The organism is Corynebacterium ammoniagenes DSM 20306, from assembly GCF_001941425.1.
GTDB lineage: Bacteria > Actinomycetota > Actinomycetes > Mycobacteriales > Mycobacteriaceae > Corynebacterium > Corynebacterium ammoniagenes.
The window spans coordinates 2,383,034-2,409,420 of sequence record NZ_CP009244.1 but is presented as its reverse complement, the minus strand read 5'-3'; the positions used below and the strand labels follow the sequence as shown (position 1 = coordinate 2,409,420).

The following is a 26,387-nucleotide window of genomic DNA, read 5'->3' as shown; positions in this document are numbered from 1 at the left end:
CTGAGCAGCAAAAGCGCATAACATAAGGGTGTGTCTAACCCGAACCAGCCCTCCAATAAGCTGCCGCGCGAGATTTACATGCGACGTCGCATCGCGGCGTTTGTGGTGATCTTGGTCGTGGTAGTTGGCCTGCTGATTGCCTTTAGTGCGTTCGGCGGAAATAACAATGATGAACAGGCAGCACCGGAGTCTGCACCTGCATCTGCGCCTGAAAATCCAGAAGATGAAGGCGCAAGCTCGGAAACTTCCCAAGCGATTGAATCTGAATCCGAATCGGCAGAATCAACCACCTCGGAAGCATCCAAGCGCGACGAGGACCGTGACTCAGAAAAGTCCACGGAACCCAGCGCTGCCGGTGTCGATCCGGCACTGGCCGATAAAAAGAGTTGCGAACTCTCCGACCTGGTCATCCGCGCTTCATCCGATGCCACCACGTATCCCGACGGTGTGCAGCCCAATTTCGGTATGACCGTGGTTAACCCCACCGGCGCAGACTGCAAGATTGACCTGGATGAAGAAAGCTTGCGCTTTGAGGTCTACCGCATCTCCGATAACCAGCGCATGTGGACTGATACTGATTGCTATGACTCCGTCCAACGCGGAGAATACAACTTCCCAGCTGGTGAAGAGCGCAGCTTCGACGCTGTCTGGTCCCGCTTGGCCTCGGAACGCGGCGGCGACTGCAGCCAGCGCCCAGTAGTGGAACCAGGTGCGTATTTCCTCCACACCGTTATCGGCGATAACGCTTCTGAGCCTTATACTTTCAACCTAGCTTAAGGGCAGAAATCTCCGCCCCGTGCACGCAGAATCCAAGCGTGCACGGGGCGTTTCTCATGTGAGGTTAGCTATTGATAATCGCGATAGCCTGGCCGAGTGTGGAGGCATAGGCGACTTTCATGCCCGTGACTTCCGACGGGACTCCCGCGGGCACAATAGCGTGGGTATAGCCTAAGCGCGCAGCCTCGCCTAGACGCCGGTCAATATTGGGCACACGCCGCAGTTCCCCAGCCAGGCCCACCTCACCGATGACAACAGTCTTAGACGGCAGCGGTTTTTCATGCAGAGACGACCAGGTTGCAAGCGCGACTGCTAAGTCCGTGGCCGTCTCGGTGATTTTCATGCCGCCGACAGTGGCCACGTAGGCATCCTTGTCATTAGTGCGCTCATTCGCGCGCGCTTGGAGCACCGCTAGGACCATGGGCACCCGGTTATTATCTAGGCCAGTGACCACGCGGCGGGGATTTTTGCCCACCGGATCCACCGTCAAGGATTGAACCTCGGCGAGGATAGGGCGCACGCCATCCATCGCCACGGTCACCGCGGAGCCATCCGGGGTCGTGCCGCGGTGGGAGAGAAACAGCCCCGAAGGATCGGCAACTTCCCGGATACCGCCGGCGGTTTGTTCAAAACAGCCCACCTCATCCGTGGCGCCGAAGCGGTTTTTAATCCCGCGCAGCATGCGCAAGCTGGATTGGCGGTCACCTTCGAAGTTCAACACCACATCCACCAGGTGTTCCAACACGCGCGGGCCGGCCACATTGCCGTCCTTGGTCACATGTCCTACCAGCAAGATGGGAATGCCGGTCGTCTTCGCCAACGTCGTCAGCGCCGCGGTGACAGCACGGGATTGCGCCACGCCGCCAGCGACCCCTTCCACGCCGGAAGCGTGCATGGTTTGCACCGAGTCCACGATGATCAGCGAGGGTTTAAGCTGCTCCACGTGGCCAAAGACAATATCCAAGTTGGACTCGGCCGCCAGATACAACGTGTCATGCAACGCATTGGTGCGCTCGGCACGGGTACGCACCTGACCCACGGATTCCTCTGCGGTGACATACAATGCCGTACGTGGATTCTTCTCAGCCTGCGTCCACCGTGCCGCCACTTCGAGCAACAACGTGGATTTACCCACGCCAGGTTCACCTGCCATCAGCACGACAGACCCGGGAATAATGCCATCGCCCAACACACGGTCGAGCTCCCCAATACCGGTCTTCAGCGCTTTCGTGGTGGTGCTAGCAACCTTGGAAATCGGCTGCGCCGGAGAAGTAGGGGTAAGACCCTTGGAAACCTGCCCGGAAATAGCGGCGCTCGCGACATTCGCGCTGGCGGTTGCCGGCATCGATTCCTGTAAGGTGCCCCAAGAACCACACTCGGGGCAGCGCCCTAACCACTTCGGCGAGACATATCCACATTCAGAACACGTGTGGACGGGACGTTGCTTTTTAGCCATGTCTTCACACTCTAGTCCACGCCTGGGACACTACTTTCGCAGCGCTCATACATACAAAAACACCCCGCTCGGAATAAGATTTCCGGGCAGGGCGCTGTGAAGGACTAAGCGTAAGAATTAGTTAGCTTCGTAGCCTTCAGGGCTCGAAACGTCGCGGTCCATTTCGCCAGCATCCATCTGCGGGGCGGCAATGGCGGCATTGACCTCAACATCGCCATTAGAGAAGGTGAAGGTCACCGGACGGTAGCCGGCAATGCCGTAATCATCATTGTCCAGCTCGGTGGCCACATACTGGATGCGGTCGCTGTTAGCCTCTGGATGCGAATCCAGCATCTCCTGGGAATTGCCAACGATGCTGGTGTTGCGCTCCATCGGCTCCAAGCCACGCAAGGTGACGTCCTGGCCATCAACGGAGATGGATTCTAAGGTGATCTCTTCATCCGCATAAGCCTGGTTGACTGCGGTGAATTTCAATGATGCTTCACTCGAATCTGGCTCTACCTGGATGGTAACGTCGCGAACCGCAACATTGCCGTCTTCGCTTTCTGCTTCGGTACCGTCTACAGCTGCTACCTGGCTAGAGGTCTGGGTAATCTGGCCTGCAGAGCAAGATGCCAGTGCCAGCGCGGCAATAGCAGTGGCGGAAATGGTGGCACCCTTGCGGGTAACAGACTTCAGGGACATCACGTCGAGCGTCCTCCATCGATTGAGATCACGGGGGTTATCAACGCCCTAGCTTAGTCCCTTTTGTCACATAATACCCAGTTTGCCTCCCGTCGAGATGCTCACAATGGCGATTTAGGGGGCATTCGTGGGGTAATTCGGGGGTGATCTTGGCATCGTCAAGCGGTGCATTGCTTGTCGATGCGGGCGTTTTCCTCACCACCGCAGCGGAAAGTGCCTGCGCGGATGCCACCACCCGCGCTGCCGTGAGGTCGGGTTGCATGGTAGAATTGATGACCTGAGTGTGTCCTAGGTGCATCTATAGCGCAGTTTTGGTATCTCCCTCGGTCGGCTCTCGGTCGGCAGGCTGGGGATGAAAGATTGTGGTGCGCGCGTGTGCATATGCAACGGAATTTTATTTTAAAGGAGCTGCAATGGAGTTCAAGGTCGGCGAGGTTGTCGTTTATCCCCACCACGGTGCTGCAAAGATTGAGGCCATCGAGCACCGCGAAATGGGCGGAGAAATGCTGGAATACCTCGTGCTGCAGATTAATCAGTCTGACCTTGTGGTGCGCGTGCCTTCCAAAAACGTTGAGCAGGTCGGCGTTCGCGACGTCGTTGGTAAAGAAGGCCTAGAAAAGGTCTTCTCCGTACTCCGTGAAACTGATGTGGAAGAGGCCGGCAACTGGTCTCGTCGTTACAAGGCGAACCAGGAGCGTTTGGCTTCGGGCGATATTAACAAGGTTGCGGAGGTCGTGCGTGACCTGTGGCGCCGCGACCAGGACCGCGGTCTGTCCGCGGGCGAAAAGCGCATGCTGGCCAAGGCGCGTCAGATCCTCGTCGGTGAGCTGGCTTTGGCGCAACCGGTGGATGAGAAAAAGGCTGACACCATGATGGATGAGATTGAATCCACCATTCAGCGTCACCGCGCCGCGGGCTTGGTGGAAGATAAGTCGATTTCTACCTCCATCGATGATGATGCGGATCTGGATGATCTCTCCTTCGATGACGACGAGGACTAAAGAGTGGCTCGTCGAGTAAGTGCCCTGGTCGCAGCTGCCGGCCAGGGCACTCGTTTAGGTGCTGCCTTGCCCAAAGCCTTCGTGGAACTACAAGGCCAAACGCTCGTGGAGCGCTCGGTGCGCGCGATGCTGGACTCGCAGGCAGTCGATGACATCGCGGTCGTCGTCGCGGCCGATAGGGAAGACCACGCACGCAGCATCTTTGAGGCAGCAGGCTTGGCCGCGCAGGTTCGCTTTGTCCACGGCAGCCAGGAGCGCGCAGATTCCGTGTGGGCCGGGTTGCAGTCGATTGCTGATGACGACGGCATCGTCTTAGTCCATGACGCCGCCCGCGCACTGACCCCACCCGCGATGATTGCGCGCGTTGTCGACGCCGTGCGCGCTGGTGCCCCGGCAGCCATCCCAGTGCTCCCAGTCGCCGATACCATCAAGCGCATCAACGGCACACAAGTTATCGATACCCCAGACCGCGCCACATTGCGCGCGGTGCAAACCCCGCAAGCCTTCGACCTTGCCACCCTGCGCGCTGCCAATGAACGGTATTTCGCCAGCCAAGAGCGCACATTTATCGCAACCGATGATGCCAGCTTGATGGAATGGTTCGGCCAGTCCGTAGTTACCGTCGATGGTGATGCGATGGCATTTAAAATCACCACTCCCATTGACTTGACCTTGGCTAATGCCTTGCTCGCCCACGATCAATCCTAGAAAGGTTCCCATGACTTCCCAGCCGATTATCCCGCGCGTAGGCACAGCTTTTGATGCCCACCAGATTGAAGAAGGCAAGGAGTGCTGGATCGCCGGGTTGCGCTTTGATGGCGATGCAGGCTGCGAAGGCCATTCCGATGGAGACGTTGTATCGCATGCGCTTGTCGATGCCCTCCTGTCCGCCTCCAACCTCGGCGACCTCGGCTCGTTCGTGGGAGTCGGCCGCAAAGAATACGACAATGTCTCCGGCGAGCGTTTGCTGCGAGAATGCCGCGAGTTGCTAGAAGCCAACGGCTTTACCATCGGCAATGCCGCTGCCCAATTGATTGCGCAAACCCCCAAGATGGGCCCGCGCCGCGAGGAAGCCCAGCGCGTCTTAAGCGAGATTCTGGGCGCGCCGGTATCGATCTCTGCGACGACCACCGACCACATGGGCTTTACTGGTCGCGGTGAAGGCCGCGCCGCGATTGCCACCGCCGTAGTGTGGATGGCTTAGCCTGAGTTTGGCTTGAGGTTTTAAAAACCCATCGCCAGCAGACCTCTGGCGTGTTAGGTTAAAACAAGCTGTGAAAGTGTGAGCGAGATTACGTTTGCTCGCCAGCTTGGAAACCTGACACCACCAGAAAGGGCGCGGGCGCAATGGATAAAATCATGGAGCCGCTGCAGCGACTCGGAAAAGCATTGATGGGCGCGGTGGCAGTCATGCCGCTGGCAGCCCTGATGATGGGCATTGGTTATTGGATAAGCTCCGTTGGCGGCGATAACACCGTCATCTTCGGCGACCTACTGCTCAAAACAGGCGCGGCGGTGTTGGATAACTTAGGTGTTATCTTCGCCATCGCTATTGCTTATGGGCTCTCCAGAGATAACAGCGGCGCCGCGGCCCTGGCAGGATTTGTGGGTTTTGCCACGCTCGTCAACTTGATTGGCCCAGAGGCAATAGCCGGCTACCGCGGAATTGAGCCCACCGAATTAACCGGCGATGAAGCCCTACGCTGGGCAGAATCCGGCTGGGATGCCATTGGCTACGGCAACGTGTTATTCGGCATCATGATCGGCATTCTCGCCGCGTGGATCTATAACCGCTTTTATCAAACGCAGCTTCCCGATGCCTTCGCCTTCTTCTCCGGCCGACGCCTCGTACCCATTTTGTCGTCGATTTTCTCCGCCGTGGTCGCGGGCATCATGTACATCATCTGGCCGCTGGTCTACTCCGCGCTCTTTTCCTTCGGCGCCTGGATCCAAGGCCTCGGCGCCGTCGGCGCTGGCCTTTACGGTTTTGCTAACCGCCTATTAATTCCTACGGGCCTGCACCACGCGTTGAACTCGGTATTTTGGTTCGACGTCATGGGTATCGATGACATCCGCAAATTCCAAGAAGGCCCCGCCACCATCGACGCCGCCGCAGCAGCAACCGATGCACTCAGCTGCCCCGGCGTGTGGGACGGCACCACCTGTGAGGTCCTAGGCGTGGTCGGCCAATACCAAGCAGGTTTCTTCCCAATTATGATGTTCGGCCTCCCCGGCGCCGCCTTGGCTATTTACTTGCGGGCGAAGACGAAGCGTCGTAAAGCGGTCGGCGCGCTGATGATGGCTGCGGCTGTAGCTTCCTTCTTTACCGGTGTTACCGAGCCTTTGGAATTTTCCTTCATGTTCCTGGCTCCCTTGCTGTATCTGGTACACGCCATCTTGACCGGTATTTCTATGGCTATTGCCTCCGCGATGGGCTGGACCGCCGGCTTCGGATTTAGTGCCGGTGCCGTGGACTTCCTGCTGTCTTCGCAAAACCCACTGGCGAATCAGTGGTGGATGCTACTGGTCATGGGTGTTATTTACTTCTTTGCCTACCTCGGGATTTTCTACTTCCTCATCGGCGTCTTTAGCATCAAGACCCCAGGGCGCGAAGACGATGACGACGCCGACGCGGGCGCAGACTTCGATGCCTTCACCGACATCGCCAAACCTGCCGGCGGTGGCGATAATCCCAATACCCACACCGCGAATGAGATCATTCAAGGCCTCGGTGGCAAAGCCAATATTGATTCCATCGATTATTGCTCCACGCGGCTGCGTACCCACGTCCACGATGCATCGCTTGTCGATGAACCCCGTATCCGCAAAGCCGCCGCCTCCAGCCTGGTGCGGCCGACGAAGCAATCTATTCAAGTCATCGTCGGCACAAAAGTGCAATTTGTCTATGACGAAGTCGCCCGGTTGCTTGCGCAATCTGGCGCTGAAGCGGATTTGATCGGCGAGCGGCCCGCCTCCGAGCTGGATCAGGATGTCGCCCCGGTTTCTACTGGTGTGGCCACCGCGGTGGAGCTGTCCAAACCAACCGTGGGCACCGTGATTCCATTGGAGAATGTGGCTGATGAAGCCTTTTCCTCCAAGTCCGTTGGTGAGGGTTTTGCGCTGGTGCCTGTGGAGACCGCGTCGGTCTTTGATGTGTGCGCGCCTGCCTCCGGACAATTGTCGATGGTGTTTAAGACCAACCACGCCTTTTCCATTACCACCAGCGCTGGCTTGGATGTTTTAGTCCACATTGGCTTCGATACCGTCAACCTGCACGGCGAAGGATTTACCCGCCTGGTCGAAGCCGGCCAGCACGTTGAAGCCGGCCAGCCGGTCATTCGCGTGGATGCCCGTGCGCTGCGCGCTCGCGGTGTGGATCTGACCATTGCCGTGGTTATGCCGACCAAGCAGCAAGTAGCTGCTGTTTCGCTGGCTCAAGGATTAGGTTCCGTCGCGGCCGAAGTGGCTATGAAATAAATAGGCACTATCTACATTAACTACCTGCAGGCTGGGCGCTATACAATGGCGCGCAGCCACAATATCGACCACGCAGAAATTTAATGAGGGGCAGCACACATGGAAGTCATCGTCTGCGACACACCGCACGAGGTAGCCGTTAAGGCAGCGGATATTTTTCAGGGCTACGCGCAAGACGGTGGCGTCTTGGGCGTGGCTACCGGATCGACACCGCTTCTGACCTACCACGAACTGATCCGCCGCTATAAAGCTGGCGAGGTCAGCTTCGCTGGCTGCACAATGTTCGCACTCGATGAATATGTCGGCCTGCCCATCGACCACGAGCAAAGCTACTACCGCGTGATCCACGACGAGCTTTCCGACCACGTCGATATCGACCCCGCCGATGTCCACATCCCCAATGGCTTAGCCGACGACGTTCCAGCCGCCGCCGCGGACTACGAGCAAGCCATCATCGATGCCGGCGGCATTGACATCCAATTACTCGGCATCGGAACCAACGGGCATGTGGGCTTTAATGAGCCGGCCAGCTCCTTGTCTTCGCTGACCCGCATGAAGACGCTGCACCCGCAAACTGTGGCGGATAACGCCCGATTTTTCGACTCCCTCGAAGAAGTCCCGATTCATGTGGTTACCCAAGGCCTTGGCACCATTCAGCGCGCCCGGCAGCTGGTGCTTCTAGCCACCGGTGAGCACAAAGCGCACGCCGTATCGCAACTCGTCGAAGGCCCGCTGAGCGCGTCCTGCCCGGCCTCGGTGTTGCAGATCCACCCGCATGCCACCGTGATCGTCGACGAAGCTGCAGCCAGCAAGTTGCACAATGTGGATTATTATAAGTTCATTCAGCAGCACAAACCGGCCTAATTGTGCCTGCGGCGGTGGGCGGTAGACTGGGACAGGTGAACCTACGTATTTTTGACACCGCCACCCGTTCGTTGCGCGATTTTGAGCCAATTACTCCCGGCCATGCTTCGATCTATTTGTGTGGTGCCACCCCACAAGCCAAGCCGCACATCGGCCACCTGCGTTCCGGCGTGGCCTTTGATATCGTGCGCCGCTGGCTGATGGCCCAGGGGCTAGACGTAGCTTTTGTTCGCAATGTCACCGACATTGATGACAAGATCTTAAATAAAGCAGCAGAACATAACCGCCCGTGGTGGGAGTGGGTGTCTACTTACGAGCGCGAATTTACCAAGGCCTATAACACCCTCGGCGTGCTGCCGCCGTCCGTGGAACCGCGCGCGACCGGCTTTGTGCCGCAAATGGTCGAATACATGCAACGCTTGATTGACCGCGGCTTCGCCTACGCCTCGGAAGGCTCCGTGTATTTTGACGTCGCCGCCTGGGTCAACGCCGAAGGCTCCGATTATGGCTCACTTTCCGGCAACCGAGTTGAGGATATGGAGCAGGGCGAAACGGATGTCATCGGAAAGCGAAGCCCGCAAGACTTTGCCCTGTGGAAAGCTGCGAAACCCGGCGAGCCCTCCTGGCCAACCCCGTGGGGTGCCGGCCGCCCGGGCTGGCACCTCGAGTGCTCGGCGATGTCCACCTACTACCTGGGTTCGAGCTTTGACATCCACGGCGGCGGACTGGATCTGCAGTTCCCACACCACGAGAATGAAATTGCCCAGTCGCATGCTGCCGGCGATGGTTTCGCCAATATCTGGATGCACAACCACTGGGTGACCATGGCTGGTGAGAAAATGTCGAAGTCATTGGGCAACGTCTTAGCCGTGGATAATTTGCTCGATATAGTTCGTCCGCAGGAATTGCGCTATTATCTTGGGTCTGCACATTATCGCTCTGTTCTTGAGTACTCCGAAGGTGCGTTGACCGAGGCAGCCGCAGGCTACCGTCGCATTGAGGAGTTTCTGGCACGCTTTGACGATGTGGCTCTTGGTGAGTGGACCGACGGTTTTGAAAAAGCCATGAATGATGATTTTTCAGTTCCTAAGGCCCTAGCTGAAATCCATGTTGCCGTTCGTGAGGGCAATAAGGCCCTGTCTGCTTCCGATGAAGACACTGCACGCACACTTGCAGAATCAGTTCGCCGCATGGCGGAAATCTTAGGTTTCGACCCATTGAGTCATCAGTGGTCGGAGGGCGCCTCCGATGATTCGGCGGCGTTGGATGCATTAGATGTTTTAGTTCAGGCTGAACTGGAGCGTCGTGCGCAAGCTCGTGCAGAAAAGAATTGGGCTGTTGCTGATGAAGTCCGCGATCGTCTGGCACAAGCAGGAATTACTGTGACAGATTCTGCTGATGGCGCCACGTGGTCGCTTAATTAAACCACTTTGAAGGAGAAATACTTATGGCACGTACCCACGGCCGCGGCGGCGCAGGCCCCCGTAAAACGAATAAAAAAGGTGCTGTTAAAGGCACCGGCGGCCAGCGCCGCAAAGGCCTAGAAGGCAAAGGCCCAACCCCGAAGGCAGAAGACCGCGTTTACCACGCCAAGCACAAGGCGAAGCTGCACCGTCAGCGCCGCGATTCGGGTCGGCATGAAAAAGAAACCGCGGAGATGGTTGTGGGACGCAACCCCGTTATCGAATGCCTGCACGCCAAGGTTCCGGCCACCAACCTGTATATTGCGCAGGGAACCCGCAGCGATGAGCGCCTGGCGGAAGCAGTAGCCATCGCCAATGCCCGCAACCTGCCCATTTTGGAAGTCCAGCGCCACGTCATGGACCAGATGACCGGCAATGGCATGCACCAAGGCATCGGCTTGCAAATCCCGCCGTACAAGTACGCCGATGTCCACGACCTCATCGCCGAGGCCGCGAAGAAGCAAGAGCCCGGCATGTTCGTCATCTTGGACAACATCACCGACCCACGTAACCTGGGCGCGGTTATCCGCTCCGTCGCGGCCTTCGGTGGCGATGGCGTCATCATCCCCGAGCGTCGCTCGGCTTCCGTGACCGCAGTGGCATGGCGCACTTCCGCCGGCACCGCAGCACGCCTGCCGGTAGCGCGCGAGACCAACATGACCCGCACCGTGCAGGAATTCCAGAAAAACGGCTACCAGGTCGTCGGCCTCGACGCCGGCGGCGAGCACACCTTGGATACCTACAAGGGCGGCAAAGACCCCGTCGTTATTGTCATCGGTTCCGAGGGCAAGGGCATCTCGCGCTTGGTCCGCGAAAACTGCGATGTCATCATGTCTATCCCGATGACCAGCTGGGTGGAATCCCTCAACGCCTCCGTGGCTGCCGGCGCCGTGCTCTCCGAGTTCGCCCGCCAGCGCCGCGTCGCCAACGAATCCTAGAATATGTGGATAACTACCGCTTGTTGTTGAGGTGTCAGCGGAGTTATCCACAGGCCTGCCAGCTTGTGCTGGCCTAGGTGCACCGGCTGCCATAGCGTCAAAGTTATGGACCTTACAGCAGCCTTTGCTTTCATCAACAGCCACGGTATGCAGCTGTTGCGTCTTTTTGCATCGCAGTCGCCGCATGACATCGTGGGCTTTGGCATGGAGCTAAAAACCGCCAAAAACATCATCAACACCGCCAAGGTGTATTTCGGCCCGACCGATTCCCCGCGCAAACAACAAGACGCCATCGCACTAGCCGAATCCCGCGGTCTGTCCTTAGACCGCGTACTCGCGATCGAATTTTACGCCAAGCAGCTAAAATCCCACCGCGGGCAGTCCTGGAAGCTGCGGGCGGAGCTTATCGCGCACGAAGGCAGCGTCGATGACATTCGCGCGCTCGGCCTCGCCCGGGTGAAAGAATTAAAGCCGCCCAAGCCGCCGGTGCCCGGAGTGACGGTTGGCACGACCAAGATGGGCATGCGCACGATGGTCATAACCGATACCGAGCGCGAGATTATGGATTTGGAAAAATCCCTCGACACCATCGCCCAGCAGCAATCCCCCGAAACTCCGCGCCGGGAAGGTTTGCTCCACGCATTGCGGACGCGTTTGCAGCGCGGCGGGACCTTTCGGCCTACCTATAGCACCGTGATAGCTATTGGGTTGGATGATGTCGCCAAAATATCCGCAGGGCTTGTCGATGACATCACCGTCGGCCTCTCCGACGGCACCACCATGACAGGGCAAGAGCTTGTCGATGCCGCCTTGACCGACGCCCTTGGAGAAAAGCTCTACGCCGGGCTTTTCCATCCCACCAAAGGGCCGGTGAACCTGTATGAGGCACGGTTTGCGTCTTTTAAACATCGCCTGCTGGCGAAGGCAGAAAACCTGGTGTGCCCGTGGCCGGACTGCAATGTCCCGGCCGATAGGTGCCAGGTGCACCATATTGATGCTCACAAACACGGCGGGCACACCACGCCTGCGAATCTGACGACGTTGTGTCGCTATCACAATGGCGTCAACGACGATGACCCACGCAGTTCCCGCTCACGGGGCGCGGGAGCACCAAGTCGCGGGCGCATGAACCGGCACCGCGGGTGCGTGCGCTATACCTCACCGGGTGGGCACAGCTGCACGAATACGCATCAGGTCTCGCGTCTGGGGGCGATGGACCTGATCTAGCTCAACTCAAAGAAAGCTGCTGTGACTTCGGCAGCGGTGAAAGAATCCGTGTTCTTTCCCAACCGCGGGTCGAGCTCTTTGCCCGAGGGCACCACATGCCCCATGTCTTGGACTGTCCACAGCTCCACGCGGTTCTCGCCGGGCCAGGTGGTGATTTCGACATCGGGGAAGGGCTTGGTGCTGTGTGCCGTCCCTGCGCCGTTGCGCTCGGCAAAATACGCGCCCGTTGCTGGCGCAGACAGCACTTCACCACGCGTGCGCCTGACGTGGATACCAGCCGTGCCACCTTCATAGGGAGCTTTGTCATCCAAGGTGCCGTGAATCATCAGAAGTGGGGTGGGCTGATATAGCTCTACCGGATTAGTCGGTGCGAGGTTCTCACCCGCAGCCAAGGTCGCGGCGAAGACGGCGGCGCCGGAAAGAAGCCCGGGGGCATCGAAAAGCAAGCGCAACACCATCTGCCCGCCATTGGAATATCCGCAGGCAAAGATGCGGCCGATAGTGTATTCCTTGCGCAGCTCATCGATGATAGCGTGCGTAAATCCCACATCATCGGTGCCCAGCTCGCGGGTTTTCTCCGGCAGGTGCTTGCGGGCGTCATTGAAGTGGTTTTTAATGCCGCCGGGATAAGCCACAATCGTGTTGCAGCTGGCTAGGTCATCAAAAGTGAAATCTGTAAAGCGCCGGATGACATTGGGCGATTGCAACGAGCCGTGAAAGACCAGCAATAAATCCTGCGGCGCCGGCTCGGGGTTTTCCGGCGGGACGAGGACGTAGCGGCGTTCAGTGTCTTGGAAAGTAATCCGGCGTTGTTCCATACGTTTCAAGCTTAATCGTCATCATGATCGCAGTGTTCATCGTGCACGCTCGTGTGATGAACTTCCGCCGGGTTGGCGTTATTAAGCTGCGGAGAGACAGCCGCGCGAAATTGCGTGCTCTCGCGTTTGGCCGCGATATCATCGCGCACCGCCCGGCGATTGTGCACCATCGCGATGCCGCGACAAATCAAATAAATAACAAAAGAAATGGTGGTGACAAACACGGAGACCGGCAGTCCTGGAGCCAGCGATAAAATCAACCCGCCCACGGCGGCTACTTCGGCGAAAATGACCGATAACACCACTGATTTCAGCGGCGAGGATGTTAGCTGCACCGCCGCCGCGCCCGGGGTAATCAGCAGCGCCATGACCAACAGGGCGCCGACAATCTGCACGGATTGCGCCGCCGCAAGCCCGACCAGAACGGCAAAAATCACCGAGATAACGCGCACCGGGATGCCCGCGGCCTGCGCCATGACGGGGTCAGCGGAGGCAAACAGCATCGGCCGCCAAAAGAAAAAGACCGCGCCGACCACGATGATGGTGGTTCGCATCAACAACCACAGCGAGGAACCCGAAATGCCCACAATCTGCCCGGTCAACAGCGACATCGCGGCGGTGGGGTTGCCGGGGTAGAGGTGGATGAACAGCACGGATAAGCCCAAGCCGAAGCTCATCACCACGCCGATGGCGCTGTCTTGTTGTCCCCGGAAACCTAATACCGCCAGCACGATGGCGGCACCGATAGCACCGGCGATAGCGCCCAGGCCGATATTCAGGCCGAAAAGCAACGCCGCCGACGCACCCATCAACGCCAGCTCCGAGGTGGCGTGCACCGAAAAGGACATCTGCCGCAGGACCACCAACGGCGTCATCACGCCAGAAAGTACGCCCAGCAAAGCACAGGCAATGAGTGCTTGTTGCACAAAGTCCACGGACAGCAGGTAGTTGGTGTCTTCGAAGAAAGTCTGCAGATCCATTAGGCGACAATGATCCTTCCATCGACATGTAAAACGTTGACGTGGGCGCCGTATAGCTCCGATAGCACCTCGGTGCGCATGACTTCTTCGACCGTGCCGAGCACATGCCCGTGCGGCGCGAGATACAGCACGCGGGAGACTACGTCTAATACCGGGTTAATACCGTGGGTGACAAAGATGGTGGCGGTGCCCTTGTCGTGGCGCCAGCGCTGCAGCCTATCGATGGTCTCCGCCTGCCGTGCCGGATCCAAAGACAACAGCGGCTCATCGGCCAAAATTAATTGCGGGTTATTCGCCAACGCTTGTGCTTGGCGCACCAACTGTTGCTGCCCGCCGGATAGCTGACCCACACGACGATCGGCGATTCCTTCCGCGCCGACCTCAGCAAGAAGTGCATTGACTTTGTGCTTCGATGGGCTTCGCTTTCCGATGACCCCGTGTGCCAAACTCAACGACACCAGATCCCGTGCGCGCAGCGGAAGCTGCTGGGGAAACATGCGTTGCTGTGGGATATACCCGATGCGCGCATTGACATCGAGGCTGCCGCCGGTGAGCTGACGAGTTTTTAAAATAGTGCCCAAGAGCGTGGATTTTCCGACGCCATTAGGCCCTAGAACCGCGAGGAACTCGCCGGGGTGAATCTCCAAGTCCAACCCTGACCACAAGGGATCCACGGCTGCTTGGTTGAACGAAACTAACATCAAACTCCCATTGAGGACGAAGGCGCAAACCAGACCATCTTACGTGTATTTTTCCAAAAACTAAGCGTCGAGCGCCTCAAGGCTGGAGACTACTTCGTCAAAGTATTCGAAGAAGTTTTGATGATCCGGGGGAGTTTCACCGATTTCTACCACGTCGATGCCTTCATCTTCCGCAGTGGTGCGAATCCGGGTGGTCATATCGGTTTGAGTTTGCGGATTGTAAATCAGGACATCGACGTTGCCGGATTTAAGTTCATCGATAAGCGCAGCTAAATCAGCGGCTGCTGGCTCCCCGTGGCTCAAGCTGGCGTGGCGGTAACCCTCGGGGGTCAGATCCTCCATCTCGGTGTGCGCGAGGAGGTAATCAGCAATCGGCTCGGACTGCACGTAGTTTTTCTTCCCCAGCTCGTGCAGCCGCGAATCCAGCCCAGAGACCTGGTTGACGACTTCTTCATCGCTGGCGTTGGCTGCTGGGGCGACGTCGTTGATGTGCTCTGCAATCTCGTGGGCGACTTCCATCACCGCGGTGGGGTCGTACCAAATGTGCTCGTTGCCATCGATGGATTCGACCTCGTGGGAGTGTCCCTCCTCGCCGTGATCGTGCGCATGAGCCACGTGCTCGTGAGCTTCATGCCCGTGAGCCTCGTCGTCGTGCTCGTCGCCATGGTCATGGTCGTGGGTGGTCAGCGGAAGCGAGTGGATGATCTTGTCCTGATCATCGAGCGCAGAGTAAAGCCAAGCATCATATCCACCGCCGCCGACCACGACGACATCTGCTTCATGTGCGCGCGCCATGTCCGCGGCAGAAGGCTCAAAGTGGTGCGGGTCCATGTTATTGCCCTCCACCAAAGAGGTGACTTCGATATCCACGCCGTCGGTCGAATCCGCGACAGCCTGTGCGACATCGCCCCAAATCGAAGTAGAGGCGACGATATTTAACGTATCGGAGTCGGCTGCTTCATCCGAAGATGCCGTTGAGCAGGCGGAGACAAAAGCCAGGGCGCCAACGCTCATCGCAGCTAAAGCCACACGTTGCGCGCGTCGCGGACGGAAAAATGGGCGGGAGGTGTCGAAGTGCATGATGTCTATAATCGCCTTATTGAAAACAATTGTCAACTGAAAATGAAATGAAAATGGCTTTAGGGTTTAACCAGTTAGTACAACCGGCAAACCACAGACATCATTCCCCGTGGAAGAAAACAAAAGCCCGACGGTAAGCTTAAAGACATGGTAAAACGCAGTCCCGTTCGTAAGACTTTAGCTTCGCTGGCAGCAGAATTAAGAGTCTCCCGAACCACTGTTTCCAATGCATATAATCGCCCAGACCAGCTCTCGCCGGCGCTGCGCGAGCGCATCCTGGCCGCCGCCGCAGCGCATGGTTACTCAGGGCCAGACCCGATGGCACGCAGCTTGCGCACCCGGCGGGTGGGCTCGATTGGCGTGGTGCTGACGGAAGATTTGTCGTACGCCTTTGAAGACGCCGCCTCCGTGGACTTTCTCGCCGGAATGGCGCAAGGGCTGGCAGGCAAAAATAGCACCCTGACGCTGATTCCCGCAGGCCCGGACACGGCCGAAGATACCGGAGCCGCGGAGCTTTTAGGCCGAGCGGTGGTGGATGGTTTCGTGGTCTATTCCGTCGGTGATGATGATCCCTACTTGGCCGCTGCCACCGCCCGGGGCTTGCCCGTGGTGGTCTGTGACCAGCCGCGCGATACCGGTCAGCCTTTCGTGGGCATCGACGATTTCGCCGCCATTGCCCCCGCCGCACAAGCGCTTGTCGATGCCGGGCACACCACCGTCGGCATCCTGTCCATCCGCCTGCGCCACGAGCGTTTGGATGGCGCTGTGGACCGGGACAACCTCGCTGCGGCGGAGTTCGATACGCAGCGTTTGCGTGTGCAAGGTGCGCTGAAGACTTTCGCTGATGCCGGCATTGATGCTGATGAGATTCCCGTGGTCACCCGGCATATTAACAACCGTGATACGGCGCGGGAAGCGGCCGAAGAATTGCTGAGCAATAATCCGGAGTTGACCGCCGTGCTGTGCACAACGGACTCCATGGCGCTGGGTGTCATGGACTACGCGGAATCTCACGGAATCAGCATTCCCGAACAGCTGTCGGTGACTGGTTTCGACGGCATTGAATCCGCCCGGCTGCGCGGTTTGAGCACTATTCGCCAGCCCAATTTTGACAAAGGCGCCGAGGCCGGGCGGATGCTCGCCGAGCTTATCGATGCCACCGTGGCCAACACTGCCTATCCCACCGCCGACGACGGCTCGCCACTGCGCGTGCTCTTAGACACGGAATTTTCTCCCGGGGATACTATTGCCGCGCCGCGAGGAAATTCTGACGCGCTGTCAGCAAAGCCTGCAAGAAGGTAGCGACCTCATCAATATCGGCCACGCGCAGGTAGGCAGCGGTTGCGCCAGCGCCGACTTTGACCCCGAGATCCGTCGGTTGGTTCAGCACGTCGAAGCCCTGCTCGTCGGTGACGTCATCGCCTAAAAAGACCACGGCGGTGGCATCGACAGCTTGGCGCTCGGCGTCAATCCACTTGCCCTTGGTAGCGGTGGTCGCAGAAAATTCCACGATGTTTTTGCCTTCGGTCAGGAAATACTCGCCGGGATCGACGGCGCGACCGCGCTCGAGTGCCTCTTCAGCTTGCTGCGGGTTACGCTCCGCCAAAGCCTTGACGTGCAGGCCACGGTGGAAAGGCTTGGACTCAACGAACACCCCCTCATAATCGGCCGCGATAGCTTCCAGCTCACCGCCGACGCGCTCGAGGAAGCGCTGCATATCTTCATCGAAAGGTGTTTCTTCCCCTTCAGTCTCCGCGCCGTGAGAGCCGCCGAGCATCACCGGGTCGCGCAGCGGAAAGACCTGCTTTAAGCCATCTAAATGCCGTCCCGAGAGCGCGGCTGCGAACGTATCGGGCAGCTGGGCAAAAGCGCCGAGCGCATCGATCGAATCGTGGTTGACCTCCACGCCGTAGATATCGGTGGAGTGGTGGGCTAGCGTGCCATCATAATCAGAGATGACAAACAAACGAGGGGTGCTCGCCAGCTTGTCGATGAGTTCTTCGGCCTTCGCCGATTCACGAAAATCAATGGGGAAGTCAGACATGGGTACTAGATTACCCATGCACCCAGATTAGAGCCCGATATAGCGAATGGCGGGGGAATCCACCACGTCATCTTGCAGCGTTAAAATCAGCTGGTTATTGGTGTCAACCTCGATGTCAAAGGCATTGCCTTCGGCATATAACCGCGAGAGATTATTATGCGCCCACAGCATCTCCCCGGTGCATTCCACACTCCCGGTCTCGCCTTCGGTGTCATAGACAATCGAGTCAATACGCACGGAATCGGCCTTACGTAGCTCGGCTGCAGCGTCATCGCCGGCCTCCGCATCATCGCTAAAGTAGCTGACCTGGGCGTTAAATTGCTCGCACCCGGTCGAGCCAATCATGGACGTTTCCCCGAAGACCACCCGCGGCACAGACACCGTGTTTTCCGATATCGCACCGTTAGATTCCGGGGAGGTGTATATCCCAATGGCTTGCCAGGTTTTTCCGCCCACGCGGTCATCGCCAAGCGGCTGCGGCGGGGCATCATCTGGGGTGCTGCAACCTGCTAAAAGCACTGCTGCGGCGAGGCTGGGGGCGAGGAATTTTTTCATGGATCTACTTACACAATTGATCGGCGAGTTCATTACGGGCGTGATTTATCCAAGGCTCCTAAAAAGGAATTCGCCCACAGGTCAACATCATGCTCAATGACCTGGTTATACATCGCGGACATGCGCTCTTTCATCGCCTCCGGATTATCATCTAAGCCCCACGTTGCCTGCAGCATGGCCTTTTTGATGTCTTCGATATCAAAGGGATTGCACAGATGCGCTTGGTCCAACTCATCCGCGGCGCCGGCGAATTCTGACAGCACCAAGGCACCGGACGAGTCCGCGCGGGTGGCCACAAATTCTTTGGCGACCAAGTTCATACCATCGCGAAATGGCGTGACCAGCATGATATCTGCCAAGCGGTAGTAGCGCAGCAAGACGTCTTTGGTTACCGAACGGTGCTGGTAGTGCACCACTGGGCGGCCAATTTGTGCGAAGCGACCATTGATGCGGCCGACGGCTTCTTCCACCTTGGACCGGGTAATGCGATAGCTATCGATGCGCTCTCGCGACGGCGTTGCTAACTGCACCAACGCAACCTCAGACGGGTCGAGGGCTCCAGAATCAAGGAGTTCTTCAAAAGCTAGCAGTCGCTGCAAGATGCCCTTGGTGTAATCCAAGCGGTCTACGCCTAAAAAGACCGTGGACGGCGAGCCCATGTCGCGGTGAATCTGCTCGAGCTCTTCGTGCGCTTCGTGGTGGGAGTTTGCGGCTAGCGTCGCGGCGATAGCCGAAGTGTCAATGGAGATGGGAAAGACGCCCACCCCGATTTCGTGCCCATTGGCTGCGGTGATGGTGATGCCGGCTTCCCGAATCTTGATCTCTCCGCTGACTTCCAAGTCATAGGCGCGGCACAATTCAACGAAGTTGCGAACATTGGCTTCCAGATGAAAGCCAATGAGGTCGGCATCGAGTAGCCCGCGCAGGATTTCATCGCGCCACGGGAGCTGGCGATAGATTTCCGACGGCGGGAACGGGATGTGCAGGAAGAACCCGATGGTGAGATCGGGGCGTATCTGGCGCAAAATTCCCGGCACCAGCTGCAGCTGATAGTCCTGGACCCACACGGTGGCATTGGGCGCTGCCACCGTTGCCACCTCGGTGGCAAAGCGCAGGTTCACGTCGCGGTAGGCATCCCACCAGGAACGATTGAACTCTGGGGTGACAATCAAATTGTGGTACAGCGGCCACAGTGTGGCATTAGAAAAGCCTTCGTAGAACTCTTCGTAGTCATAGTGCGTTAGCTCTACTGGGTGCAGCAGGACTCCGCGTTCGGTGCGAAAAGGCTCCGGGGCTTCATCAGCAACGCCTGGCCAGCCAACCCAGCAGCCCTGGTGTTTTTCCAGGACTGGGGAGAGCGCAGATACCAAACCACCTGGGGATTCCTGCCAGGACTTGGTGCCGTCGGGTTCCAAAATCATGTCGACGGGTAGCCGGTTGGCAACGACAACAAAACTGTTATTGCCAGCAGCTGTAGTACCAGTGGCTTCAGCGCCCGTGGCGGTCTCGCTCATGTGCTCAAAGGCTCCTCAAGGTGGCATGTGCTGGATGAAATGAAATTAGTTAGAAGTCTTCTTCGCTGTGGTTTTCTTCGTGGCCTTTTTAGCAGCGGTCTTCTTGGTAGCTTTTTTCGCCGCTGTTTTCTTGGTGGCCTTTTTCGCAGGAGTCTTTTTCGTAGCCTTCTTCGTCGCCTTCTTGCGGGTGGTCTTAGGCTCGGCATCTACCTGCTCAGCCAAGACCTTGCGGTGAACCAGACCTTCTGGTTCGACGCCCAACATGGACATCAAAGTAACGCCGTCCAAGAAATCTTGAGCATAAGTTGCGACGACGCGGCGAGCTGAGCGCGCGGTCTCTTCCTCCACAGCATGCATCTGCTCCGCTGCTGGCTGTGTGTCAGTGACCTTTGGTGGCACGTGTTCCTCCTAAATGCTTTCCCTGGGCTGGGCCAGGAAAGATGATATTTGACCGTAAGTAGGGTACAGACCGTATATTCTACCGCATTTGGCCTCGTGAGGCCGCCTTGCCCTATTCTTGCTCGGCTGGGGAGTCCTTGCTGTGTGCATCGTCAGCTGAGGCGTCTTCTTGCGCTTGGGCTTCTTCCGCTGCTGCATGCTGTGCGATGAACTCTTCGGTGCCCGGTGAGGTATACACCGTGGGGGCTTCTTCATCCGGCCAGCTCTGCGCGGGGAAGGTCGTTCGTGGTGGCCAGGACTCGTCATATGGGTGATCGCTGGGCTGGACTTCCCACTGCGCGGTCGGCGTGCTGTCGGCATAGATGGCGGTGGTTGCCTCGGGAGCTTGTGTTGGACCTTGAATCGGTGGCAGCTCGGGTCGGTTCGCGCGTGGTGCCAGGGGAGCCAGCGGAACCCGCGGGATCTTTTGTGCCTTGGCGGCGAGGTCTTTCGCCTGGTTGACCGAGTAGCGCCCGATGCGCTTAAACGCCGTGTACGGGCGGAAGTGCTTGGGTCGGCGCAAACGCCGCGCCCCGCGCTCGCCCAAGAGCACGCCGGCGGCCAGCGCCCCGGCAATGGCGAGAGCCGTGGCCAAGTTAGCCATGCCGGTGATGAATTGCTCATTCAACGAGGCATACATGCCGCGGTACAAAGTTAGACCTGGCAGCATCGGGGTATAGCCGACGACCATGGTGATTAGTGGCGGGATGTAGTAGCGACGGGCTAAAAGACCACCGGCGAGGCCGACGACGATGGCGGAAACTCCTGAGGCCACGACGACGCCGGTGCCAAAAGGAATGACCACAAAGTAGTAAAAGAGCATGCCGGCTGCGGCAGTAGCGCCGGAGATGAGCACTTCTTTCCACGCTGCGTGGCAGGCATAAGCGAGGCCGGCCGAGCCGATTCCGCCAGCGATGACCAAAAGCGGGACTTCGTAGTACACCGGCGCGGACATGGAGGCCAATGGTGGTAGTGGGTATCCGATCCATTCGGAAAACTGAATGCCCAAACCAACTCCGCCCACGATGGCGGCGGTGGATAGTAGTGCTTCGAAAAAGCGCGCGGTGGAGGTCACTGGGGCCCTGGTGATGCCATCGATAATTGATTGCACCAGCGTTAGCCCTGCAACCAGGACAATGATGCCCATACCGATGACCTGGCTGGGGGAGAAGGATAAGCCCAAGGATGAAGCAATGTTGTAGACAACCGCAGCGGGTACCACGGCCATAAATCCGCCCACAATATTGTGGTAAAAGGGCGGGATGCGCATGGTCTCCATCGCGATGACGACGCCGATGATGGCAAAGGCCACGAAGAAAGACATGATGGCCACAAAGACGTTGCCGCCCAGCATGACCGAAAAAGCGCCACCCATCGTGGCCCAGCCAAGAAGCTCCGTGAAGATGGTGCGCGGGGATTTCATCGCTTCGATGTCATCCAACGCCTGCTCAGCGACCGATGGTGGGGTAAAACCCGTGTGGATCGACCGGATAAGACGGTCGACTGCTGATAAGCGCGTGAAATTGATAGTCCACTTGCGTGCTGACCGCACAACTGTGAGCGGCTGTCGTTTTGAACCGGTGCCAATATTGGTGTGGATCGTAATTGTGTTCATGACGATATCCACGTGGCAGTAGTGCAAGCCGTACGAGGCCGCGGCGAGGTACACCTGCGCGCGGGCATCGGAGTTTGAACTGCCGGAAAAGATGAGAATCTCCCCGATGCGCGCGGCAATTTCCATCACGCCCGTTACCTGCGCCGGGTCCGTCAAATCAACCGGTGCCAGTGGTGATGGTGGCGGGGCCGCCATCGCCGTATCGACAGTTGCAACATGATCGGTATTTAAAAAGCCCTCTGGGAACTCACCGGTCAAAATGCCGTGAACCGTGGAATCTTGATCCGTCATCGTAGGGGTTGCCGAAGTATCTTCCGTCGCAGATTCTGGCGCCGCGTTTTTGGACAAGCGCGCCTTTAAAGACCTAAATACAGACAAGGAATTTCCTCTACATCAGCGGTGATGAATGACATCGGATTCTGTGGATATTTACACTGCGCACAGTTGCGTTGCACGATTTCTGTACTGCACTTTAATCATGGAATGTATTTTGCGCACACTCCCGAGTCAGTGGGACTTTTCTGCAGTGCACCGCCACCTATTTGGCAGTTTTTCAAGACGGTATTGTACTCTATGTAGGCACTGCTGAAGTGGCGCAATTGGTAGCGCAACGCACTTGTAATGCGTAGGTTGCGAGTTCAAGTCTCGTCTTCAGCTCCAAAACCCCTGGCAGACGCATTATCTGCCGGGGGTTATTTAATTATTTGAGCCAAAAGAGCTGAAAATAGTGCTTTGGGCTTGCTCAGTCGTGGCGGTGGTGGGCGCTAGACCTTGTCGATTCGATCTAAGAGATTGTCGACGGCGCGTTTGCGGTTGGATTGGGCAAGAGACCGTTGAGAGATGTGGTCGTAGACCCACAGGCTATTGGCGATGAGTGAAATTTCGAGGATCTCGGGGTCAAGGTCGGGGTTGGAGGCATCGGGAAGCCATCGCGTATCAACCGGGGCCCATTGGTCGGAAAAGTCGGGGTGAGACTTGGAATGAATGCTCAGGATGAGCTCAACGACTGGATCGTTTTTGCCCAGGGACAAGACCACGGCGCGCAGTCGCTGCTTGATATCGAGCTCAGATGCTGGTTTGCCGGCGATGGAAACCAGTTCATCCTCCCAGCGCTGAGCTGACCAGGCGTGAATATCAATGAGCATCTCGTGGCGAGAAGGAAAATGATAAATAAGCCCGGACTTTGACATGCCAGTAGCTTCTGCCAAAGCCTCGTAGGTCAAGGCCTGCACACCATCGAGTTCAATGATGTGCAAGGCTGCTTGGAGAGCCTCTTCCTTCTTACTCGTCCGCGCCACCGTTTCCTCCTGACTTTGGGTTTCCTCGGAAGCACCAGAGCGTGGCCAGCGTGAAGATGAATGCAAATACTGCTACACATCCCACGGTGGTGCCGTAAGCAGAAGCATACGCGGTCGATGCATCCGCATGACCAAGGCCACCGTGCAGAGCTTCGGTGCCCATGTGCTTGAGGTTCGCAGGCAGGTTAGACAGGTAGAGCGCTGGGGTGAGCGATCCGACGAAGGCTACGGACAAAAGGGTGCCGAATTCGTAGGAGACTTCTTCTACGCCGGCGGCCATGCCGGAACGGTGCATCGGAACAGATCCGATGATCGCAATCGAGGACACCGACATCGTGGCACCCGCGCCGGCGCCTAAGAAGATCAAGCCGGTAATCAACACGGCTACGGAATCGGCGTGTGCGGACCACATGGCCAGCACGGTGCCGAGCGTGCTGAGCAAGAAGCCACCAGAGATGAGCGGGATAAAGCCAATGCGGTGCAAGTTGGCGCCGCCGAGCGCGGAGGTCGGTAGTGCGGCAATCGCCGCTACGGCGACGATGACGCCGGCGTGGAAGGGGCTGAAATCATCGGCAAGCTGAAGCTTTTGCGCCGTGATCATCTCCAGTCCGGCCATGATAAACATCGCGCCCGAAGCAGCAATCACGCCGCCGATGAAGAGACGATTACGGAAGATATCGAAGGTCAACAGAGGCTCTTCCAATTTATTCTGACGGCGAACAAAGAGGAATCCGCCAATGATGCAGGCGAAAAACGCCGCAGCGACCAGAACCCAGGAGCGGTTGGGGTTGGCTATTTCCTTGATGGTCAGGGTAAGCCCCGCGAGAGCGATGAGCGCATAGACAGAAGAGCTGAAATCCCAATGCTTAGTCGGGTTGGGCATATTTGGTGGGGCCAGCAACGCGGTGGCGATTAAAGCGATGACCACGATGGGGACGTTGATGAGAAAGACAGATCCCCACCACCACATCTCCAGTAGCGCGCCGCCAACGACCGGGCCCGCGGCGGCACCGACGACGGCGACCGATCCCCAAATGCCGATGGCGGTATTGCGCTCTTGCTCATTTGTGAAGGTTAGGCGAATGAGCGCCAAAGTAGCAGGCATCATCACGGCAGCGCCAAGGCCCAAGACCGCGCGAGCGCCAATCAAAAATGCGGGAGTTGGGGAGAACGCTGCGGCGAGCGAGGCGACGCCGAAAATGACCAGGCCGGTGGTGAACATGCGGCGGTGGCCAATTTTATCCCCTAGGGTTCCGGTGCCCAGCAACAAGCCGGCAAGCACCAGGGGATAGGCGTTGATAATCCACAGTTGTTGGGTTTCTCCAGCGTGTAGCTCTTCGGTCAGGGTGGGAAGAGCGGTAAAGAGGATGGAGTTATCCAAGCCAATCATTAACAGGCCTAAAGAAATGGCAGCGAAAAATGACCAGCGCTGCGCTGGTGTGGAGTTGTTATGAAATTCTTTGCGCGCGGTCCTCAGCCGCGTAGTGTGTCCTGCTGTCATGAAGCGTAACTGTAACGGACGTTCGGTAAAGTAAACAAGTGTTGACGCAGGCGTAGTTGCAATAATCACACGATGAATTGGCGATGAATAACCGTGCATTGTGGCGAAATTTGAGCTTTGGACGCACTATGGGGTAAGGCTCGGCACGTAGTCGAGCGATAAAACTTTTAGATGAAAAGAGGTTAGACATGGCACGTACTTATGCTGACCAGCTCATTGAATCGCTTGAAGCGCAAGGCGTAAAACGCATTTACGGAATTGTCGGTGACTCACTGAACCCGATTGTTGACGCGGTGCGCCAGTCCTCCATTGAATGGGTGCACGTTCACAATGAAGAGGCCGCGGCTTTTGCGGCCGGCGCGGAATCGCTTGTCACCGGTGAGCTCGCCGTGTGTGCAGGTTCCTGTGGCCCGGGAAATACCCACTTGATTCAGGGCCTGTATGACGCTCATCGCAATGGTGCAAAGGTTCTAGCGATTGCCAGCCACATTCCATCGCGCCAGATTGGCCTGCAGTTTTTCCAGGAAACCCACCCGGAGATCTTGTTTAAGGAAGCATCCGGTTACTGCGAGATGGTCAATTCCGCAGAACAAGGCGCAGTTATTACCCATGCGGCTATCCAGTCCACGATGGCTGGCAATGGCGTATCCGTGCTAGTTATCCCCGGTGATGTGGCTTCCTTTGAAGCGGAGAACCAGCAGTTTGCGGAATCGACTATCTCTTCCGGTCACCCCATTACCTTCCCGGATCCCGCAGAGGCAGCGGCGCTGACCCAGGCAATTAATGAGGCAGAGAAGGTCAGCTTCTTCGTCGGTGCCGGTGCGCGTTATGCGCGTAAGGAAGTGCTGGAATTAGCGGAAAAGATTAAAGCGCCGGTGGGGCACGCTCTCGGTGGCAAGATGTACATCCAGCATGACAACCCCTTCGACGTGGGAATGTCTGGGCTGCTTGGTTATGGCGCTGCGCACGACGCGATGAATGAAGCAGACCTGTTGATTTTGATGGGTACTGATTTCCCGTACGCAGACTTCCTGCCGCAAGGTGAAGCGGGCGATACGGTGGTGGCGCAGATTGATATCAATGGCGCTCACATTGGTCGCCGCACCAAGGTCACCTATCCGGTTACCGGTGATGTGGCAGCAACGATTGCCAATATTTTGCCGCACATCGACGAAAAGAAGGACCGCTCCTTCCTCGATAAGATGCTCAGGCAACATCACAAGAAGCTCACCCAGGTCATTGATGCTTATACATCCAATATTGAGAAGATGACGCCGCTGCACCCAGAGTATGTTGCGGATGTCATTGATGAGGAAGCATCGCAAGATGCGGTCTTTACCGTCGATACCGGTATGTGCAATGTGTGGGGCGCACGTTATATCACCCCGAATGGCGAACGTGAACAAATTGGTTCCTTCCGCCACGGCAGCATGGCAAATGCTTTGCCGCATGCCATCGGCGCGCAATTTGCTGACCGGGACCGCCAAGTCATTAGCTTCAGCGGTGATGGCGGACTGGGCATGCTCCTTGGCGAGCTGCTGACGGTCAAGCGCCATGACCTGCCGGTGAAGACATTTGTCTTTAATAACTCATCGTTGGGCATGGTGAAGCTGGAAATGCTGGTAGAAGGTATGCCAGAGTTTGAAACAGACCACGATGAAGTCAGCTTTGCGGATATCGCGGCGGGCGCGGGAATCAAGTCCATCCGCGTCGAAAAGCCGAAGGACGTCCGCAAGGCGGTGCGTGAAGCATTGTCCTATGACGGGCCTGTGCTGGTGGAATTTATTACGGACCCGAATGCGCTGTCTATTCCGCCAACATTGAGCATCGACCAGCTGCTGGGCTTTTCCAAGGCCGCGGCGCGCACTGTCTTTGATGGCGGTGTGGGCCACATGGTGGATATGGCGGCTTCGAACTTGCGCAATATTCCACGGCCATAGCCGCGTACATCCGCCG

24 protein-coding genes and 1 tRNA gene are annotated in these 26,387 nt (G+C 57.6%); 12 read left to right on the top strand and 13 right to left on the bottom strand.

Features of this window, described 5'->3' with window-relative positions:
• Positions 1-78 precede the first annotated feature (78 nt).
• A complete protein-coding gene (locus CAMM_RS11070; protein WP_003847647.1) occupies positions 79-777 on the top strand; it encodes a hypothetical protein in 699 nt (232 codons plus the stop codon).
• 64 nt (positions 778-841) lie between these two features.
• Here the strand turns inward: CAMM_RS11070 and radA are convergent, their stop codons facing one another.
• Positions 842-2,233, bottom strand: coding sequence for a DNA repair protein RadA (radA, locus tag CAMM_RS11065; protein ID WP_040355550.1), 1,392 nt, complete (start codon positions 2,231-2,233; stop codon positions 842-844).
• 117 nt (positions 2,234-2,350) lie between these two features.
• The gene (locus CAMM_RS11060; protein ID WP_003847638.1) at positions 2,351-2,917 is read right to left on the bottom strand and encodes a hypothetical protein; all 567 of its coding nucleotides are present in this window, start codon (positions 2,915-2,917) and stop codon (positions 2,351-2,353) included.
• Between the two features lie 413 nt (positions 2,918-3,330).
• Between CAMM_RS11060 and CAMM_RS11055 the strand changes: the two genes are divergently transcribed.
• From CAMM_RS11055 to CAMM_RS11020, 8 genes are all read left to right on the top strand, one after another.
• Complete coding sequence (locus CAMM_RS11055; protein WP_003847636.1) at positions 3,331-3,918, top strand: CarD family transcriptional regulator; 588 nt, start codon at positions 3,331-3,333, stop codon at positions 3,916-3,918.
• A 3-nt stretch (positions 3,919-3,921) separates the two neighbouring features.
• Positions 3,922-4,626: a 2-C-methyl-D-erythritol 4-phosphate cytidylyltransferase gene (ispD, locus tag CAMM_RS11050; RefSeq protein WP_003847634.1), complete on the top strand. Its 705-nt coding sequence runs from the start codon at positions 3,922-3,924 to the stop codon at positions 4,624-4,626.
• Positions 4,627-4,636: 10 nt separating this feature from the next.
• On the top strand, positions 4,637-5,122 hold the full coding sequence (gene ispF, locus CAMM_RS11045; protein WP_003847632.1) for a 2-C-methyl-D-erythritol 2,4-cyclodiphosphate synthase: 486 nt from the start codon (positions 4,637-4,639) through the stop codon (positions 5,120-5,122).
• 143 nt (positions 5,123-5,265) lie between these two features.
• The gene (gene nagE, locus CAMM_RS11040) at positions 5,266-7,395 is read left to right on the top strand and encodes an N-acetylglucosamine-specific PTS transporter subunit IIBC (RefSeq protein ID WP_003847630.1); all 2,130 of its coding nucleotides are present in this window, start codon (positions 5,266-5,268) and stop codon (positions 7,393-7,395) included.
• Between the two features lie 99 nt (positions 7,396-7,494).
• Positions 7,495-8,259 carry a glucosamine-6-phosphate deaminase gene (gene nagB / locus CAMM_RS11035; RefSeq protein WP_003847628.1) on the top strand — a complete coding sequence of 255 codons (765 nt, stop codon included), beginning with the start codon at positions 7,495-7,497 and terminating at the stop codon, positions 8,257-8,259.
• Positions 8,260-8,294: 35 nt separating this feature from the next.
• Positions 8,295-9,683: a cysteine--tRNA ligase gene (cysS, locus tag CAMM_RS11030; protein WP_040355545.1), complete on the top strand. Its 1,389-nt coding sequence runs from the start codon at positions 8,295-8,297 to the stop codon at positions 9,681-9,683.
• 23 nt (positions 9,684-9,706) lie between these two features.
• Complete coding sequence (gene rlmB / locus CAMM_RS11025; protein WP_003847625.1) at positions 9,707-10,660, top strand: 23S rRNA (guanosine(2251)-2'-O)-methyltransferase RlmB; 954 nt, start codon at positions 9,707-9,709, stop codon at positions 10,658-10,660.
• A 105-nt stretch (positions 10,661-10,765) separates the two neighbouring features.
• Positions 10,766-11,887: an HNH endonuclease signature motif containing protein gene (locus tag CAMM_RS11020; RefSeq protein ID WP_003847623.1), complete on the top strand. Its 1,122-nt coding sequence runs from the start codon at positions 10,766-10,768 to the stop codon at positions 11,885-11,887.
• Here the strand turns inward: CAMM_RS11020 and CAMM_RS11015 are convergent.
• The 4 genes from CAMM_RS11015 to CAMM_RS11000 are packed head-to-tail and all read right to left on the bottom strand — an operon-like array spanning position 11,884 to position 15,466.
• Complete coding sequence (locus CAMM_RS11015) at positions 11,884-12,705, bottom strand: CE1 family esterase (RefSeq protein WP_003847622.1); 822 nt, start codon at positions 12,703-12,705, stop codon at positions 11,884-11,886. The genes CAMM_RS11020 and CAMM_RS11015 overlap by 4 nt on opposite strands.
• Positions 12,706-12,716: 11 nt before the next feature.
• Positions 12,717-13,685, bottom strand: a complete 969-nt coding sequence (locus CAMM_RS11010) for a metal ABC transporter permease (protein ID WP_003847620.1) — start codon at positions 13,683-13,685, stop codon at positions 12,717-12,719.
• Positions 13,685-14,386 carry a metal ABC transporter ATP-binding protein gene (locus CAMM_RS11005; protein ID WP_003847618.1) on the bottom strand — a complete coding sequence of 234 codons (702 nt, stop codon included), beginning with the start codon at positions 14,384-14,386 and terminating at the stop codon, positions 13,685-13,687. The genes CAMM_RS11010 and CAMM_RS11005 overlap by 1 nt, the downstream gene beginning before the upstream one ends.
• 60 nt (positions 14,387-14,446) lie before the next feature.
• Positions 14,447-15,466, bottom strand: coding sequence for a metal ABC transporter solute-binding protein, Zn/Mn family (locus tag CAMM_RS11000; protein WP_040355542.1), 1,020 nt, complete (start codon positions 15,464-15,466; stop codon positions 14,447-14,449).
• A gap of 147 nt (positions 15,467-15,613) precedes the next feature.
• Between CAMM_RS11000 and CAMM_RS10995 the strand changes: the two genes are divergently transcribed.
• On the top strand, positions 15,614-16,768 hold the full coding sequence (locus CAMM_RS10995; protein WP_050759864.1) for a LacI family DNA-binding transcriptional regulator: 1,155 nt from the start codon (positions 15,614-15,616) through the stop codon (positions 16,766-16,768).
• On the opposite strand, the gene otsB is transcribed toward CAMM_RS10995, so the two are convergent.
• From otsB to thrE, 5 genes are all read right to left on the bottom strand, one after another.
• Positions 16,710-17,510 carry a trehalose-phosphatase gene (otsB, locus tag CAMM_RS10990; RefSeq protein WP_003847612.1) on the bottom strand — a complete coding sequence of 267 codons (801 nt, stop codon included), beginning with the start codon at positions 17,508-17,510 and terminating at the stop codon, positions 16,710-16,712. The two genes, CAMM_RS10995 and otsB, sit on opposite strands and share 59 nt — an antisense overlap.
• 27 nt (positions 17,511-17,537) lie before the next feature.
• Positions 17,538-18,065, bottom strand: a complete 528-nt coding sequence (locus CAMM_RS10985) for a hypothetical protein (protein ID WP_003847610.1) — start codon at positions 18,063-18,065, stop codon at positions 17,538-17,540.
• A 32-nt stretch (positions 18,066-18,097) separates the two neighbouring features.
• On the bottom strand, positions 18,098-19,579 hold the full coding sequence (locus CAMM_RS10980; protein ID WP_003847608.1) for an alpha,alpha-trehalose-phosphate synthase (UDP-forming): 1,482 nt from the start codon (positions 19,577-19,579) through the stop codon (positions 18,098-18,100).
• Between the two features lie 45 nt (positions 19,580-19,624).
• Complete coding sequence (locus tag CAMM_RS10975; RefSeq protein ID WP_040355540.1) at positions 19,625-19,978, bottom strand: hypothetical protein; 354 nt, start codon at positions 19,976-19,978, stop codon at positions 19,625-19,627.
• A gap of 112 nt (positions 19,979-20,090) precedes the next feature.
• Positions 20,091-21,923: a threonine/serine exporter ThrE gene (thrE, locus tag CAMM_RS10970; RefSeq protein WP_003847604.1), complete on the bottom strand. Its 1,833-nt coding sequence runs from the start codon at positions 21,921-21,923 to the stop codon at positions 20,091-20,093.
• A gap of 293 nt (positions 21,924-22,216) precedes the next feature.
• Here thrE and CAMM_RS10965 point away from each other — a divergent pair.
• Positions 22,217-22,292 (top strand) — tRNA-Thr (locus CAMM_RS10965).
• 104 nt (positions 22,293-22,396) lie between these two features.
• On the opposite strand, the gene CAMM_RS10960 is transcribed toward CAMM_RS10965, so the two are convergent.
• Positions 22,397-22,930 carry a TetR/AcrR family transcriptional regulator gene (locus CAMM_RS10960; protein WP_003847602.1) on the bottom strand — a complete coding sequence of 178 codons (534 nt, stop codon included), beginning with the start codon at positions 22,928-22,930 and terminating at the stop codon, positions 22,397-22,399.
• Positions 22,914-24,431: an MFS transporter gene (locus tag CAMM_RS10955; protein WP_050759863.1), complete on the bottom strand. Its 1,518-nt coding sequence runs from the start codon at positions 24,429-24,431 to the stop codon at positions 22,914-22,916. Before CAMM_RS10955 ends, CAMM_RS10960 begins: the two co-directional genes overlap by 17 nt.
• Positions 24,432-24,619: 188 nt before the next feature.
• Between CAMM_RS10955 and CAMM_RS10950 the strand changes: the two genes are divergently transcribed.
• Positions 24,620-26,371 carry a pyruvate dehydrogenase gene (locus CAMM_RS10950; RefSeq protein WP_003847599.1) on the top strand — a complete coding sequence of 584 codons (1,752 nt, stop codon included), beginning with the start codon at positions 24,620-24,622 and terminating at the stop codon, positions 26,369-26,371.
• Positions 26,372-26,387: the final 16 nt, after the last annotated feature.

What these genes read in the sequence shown, in the direction of transcription:
- CAMM_RS11070 (WP_003847647.1), top strand. Translation starts at nt 79, where the DNA reads ATGCGACGTCGCATCGCGGCGTTTGTGGTGATCTTGGTCGTGGTAGTT.
- radA (WP_040355550.1), bottom strand. Translation starts at nt 2,233, where the DNA reads ATGGCTAAAAAGCAACGTCCCGTCCACACGTGTTCTGAATGTGGATAT.
- CAMM_RS11060 (WP_003847638.1), bottom strand. Translation starts at nt 2,917, where the DNA reads ATGTCCCTGAAGTCTGTTACCCGCAAGGGTGCCACCATTTCCGCCACT.
- CAMM_RS11055 (WP_003847636.1), top strand. Translation starts at nt 3,331, where the DNA reads ATGGAGTTCAAGGTCGGCGAGGTTGTCGTTTATCCCCACCACGGTGCT.
- ispF (WP_003847632.1), top strand. Translation starts at nt 4,637, where the DNA reads ATGACTTCCCAGCCGATTATCCCGCGCGTAGGCACAGCTTTTGATGCC.
- nagE (WP_003847630.1), top strand. Translation starts at nt 5,266, where the DNA reads ATGGATAAAATCATGGAGCCGCTGCAGCGACTCGGAAAAGCATTGATG.
- nagB (WP_003847628.1), top strand. Translation starts at nt 7,495, where the DNA reads ATGGAAGTCATCGTCTGCGACACACCGCACGAGGTAGCCGTTAAGGCA.
- rlmB (WP_003847625.1), top strand. Translation starts at nt 9,707, where the DNA reads ATGGCACGTACCCACGGCCGCGGCGGCGCAGGCCCCCGTAAAACGAAT.
- CAMM_RS11020 (WP_003847623.1), top strand. Translation starts at nt 10,766, where the DNA reads ATGGACCTTACAGCAGCCTTTGCTTTCATCAACAGCCACGGTATGCAG.
- CAMM_RS11015 (WP_003847622.1), bottom strand. Translation starts at nt 12,705, where the DNA reads ATGGAACAACGCCGGATTACTTTCCAAGACACTGAACGCCGCTACGTC.
- CAMM_RS11010 (WP_003847620.1), bottom strand. Translation starts at nt 13,685, where the DNA reads ATGGATCTGCAGACTTTCTTCGAAGACACCAACTACCTGCTGTCCGTG.
- CAMM_RS11005 (WP_003847618.1), bottom strand. Translation starts at nt 14,386, where the DNA reads ATGTTAGTTTCGTTCAACCAAGCAGCCGTGGATCCCTTGTGGTCAGGG.
- CAMM_RS11000 (WP_040355542.1), bottom strand. Translation starts at nt 15,466, where the DNA reads ATGCACTTCGACACCTCCCGCCCATTTTTCCGTCCGCGACGCGCGCAA.
- CAMM_RS10995 (WP_050759864.1), top strand. Translation starts at nt 15,614, where the DNA reads ATGGTAAAACGCAGTCCCGTTCGTAAGACTTTAGCTTCGCTGGCAGCA.
- otsB (WP_003847612.1), bottom strand. Translation starts at nt 17,510, where the DNA reads ATGTCTGACTTCCCCATTGATTTTCGTGAATCGGCGAAGGCCGAAGAA.
- CAMM_RS10985 (WP_003847610.1), bottom strand. Translation starts at nt 18,065, where the DNA reads ATGAAAAAATTCCTCGCCCCCAGCCTCGCCGCAGCAGTGCTTTTAGCA.
- CAMM_RS10980 (WP_003847608.1), bottom strand. Translation starts at nt 19,579, where the DNA reads ATGAGCGAGACCGCCACGGGCGCTGAAGCCACTGGTACTACAGCTGCT.
- thrE (WP_003847604.1), bottom strand. Translation starts at nt 21,923, where the DNA reads ATGACGGATCAAGATTCCACGGTTCACGGCATTTTGACCGGTGAGTTC.
- CAMM_RS10955 (WP_050759863.1), bottom strand. Translation starts at nt 24,431, where the DNA reads ATGACAGCAGGACACACTACGCGGCTGAGGACCGCGCGCAAAGAATTT.
- CAMM_RS10950 (WP_003847599.1), top strand. Translation starts at nt 24,620, where the DNA reads ATGGCACGTACTTATGCTGACCAGCTCATTGAATCGCTTGAAGCGCAA.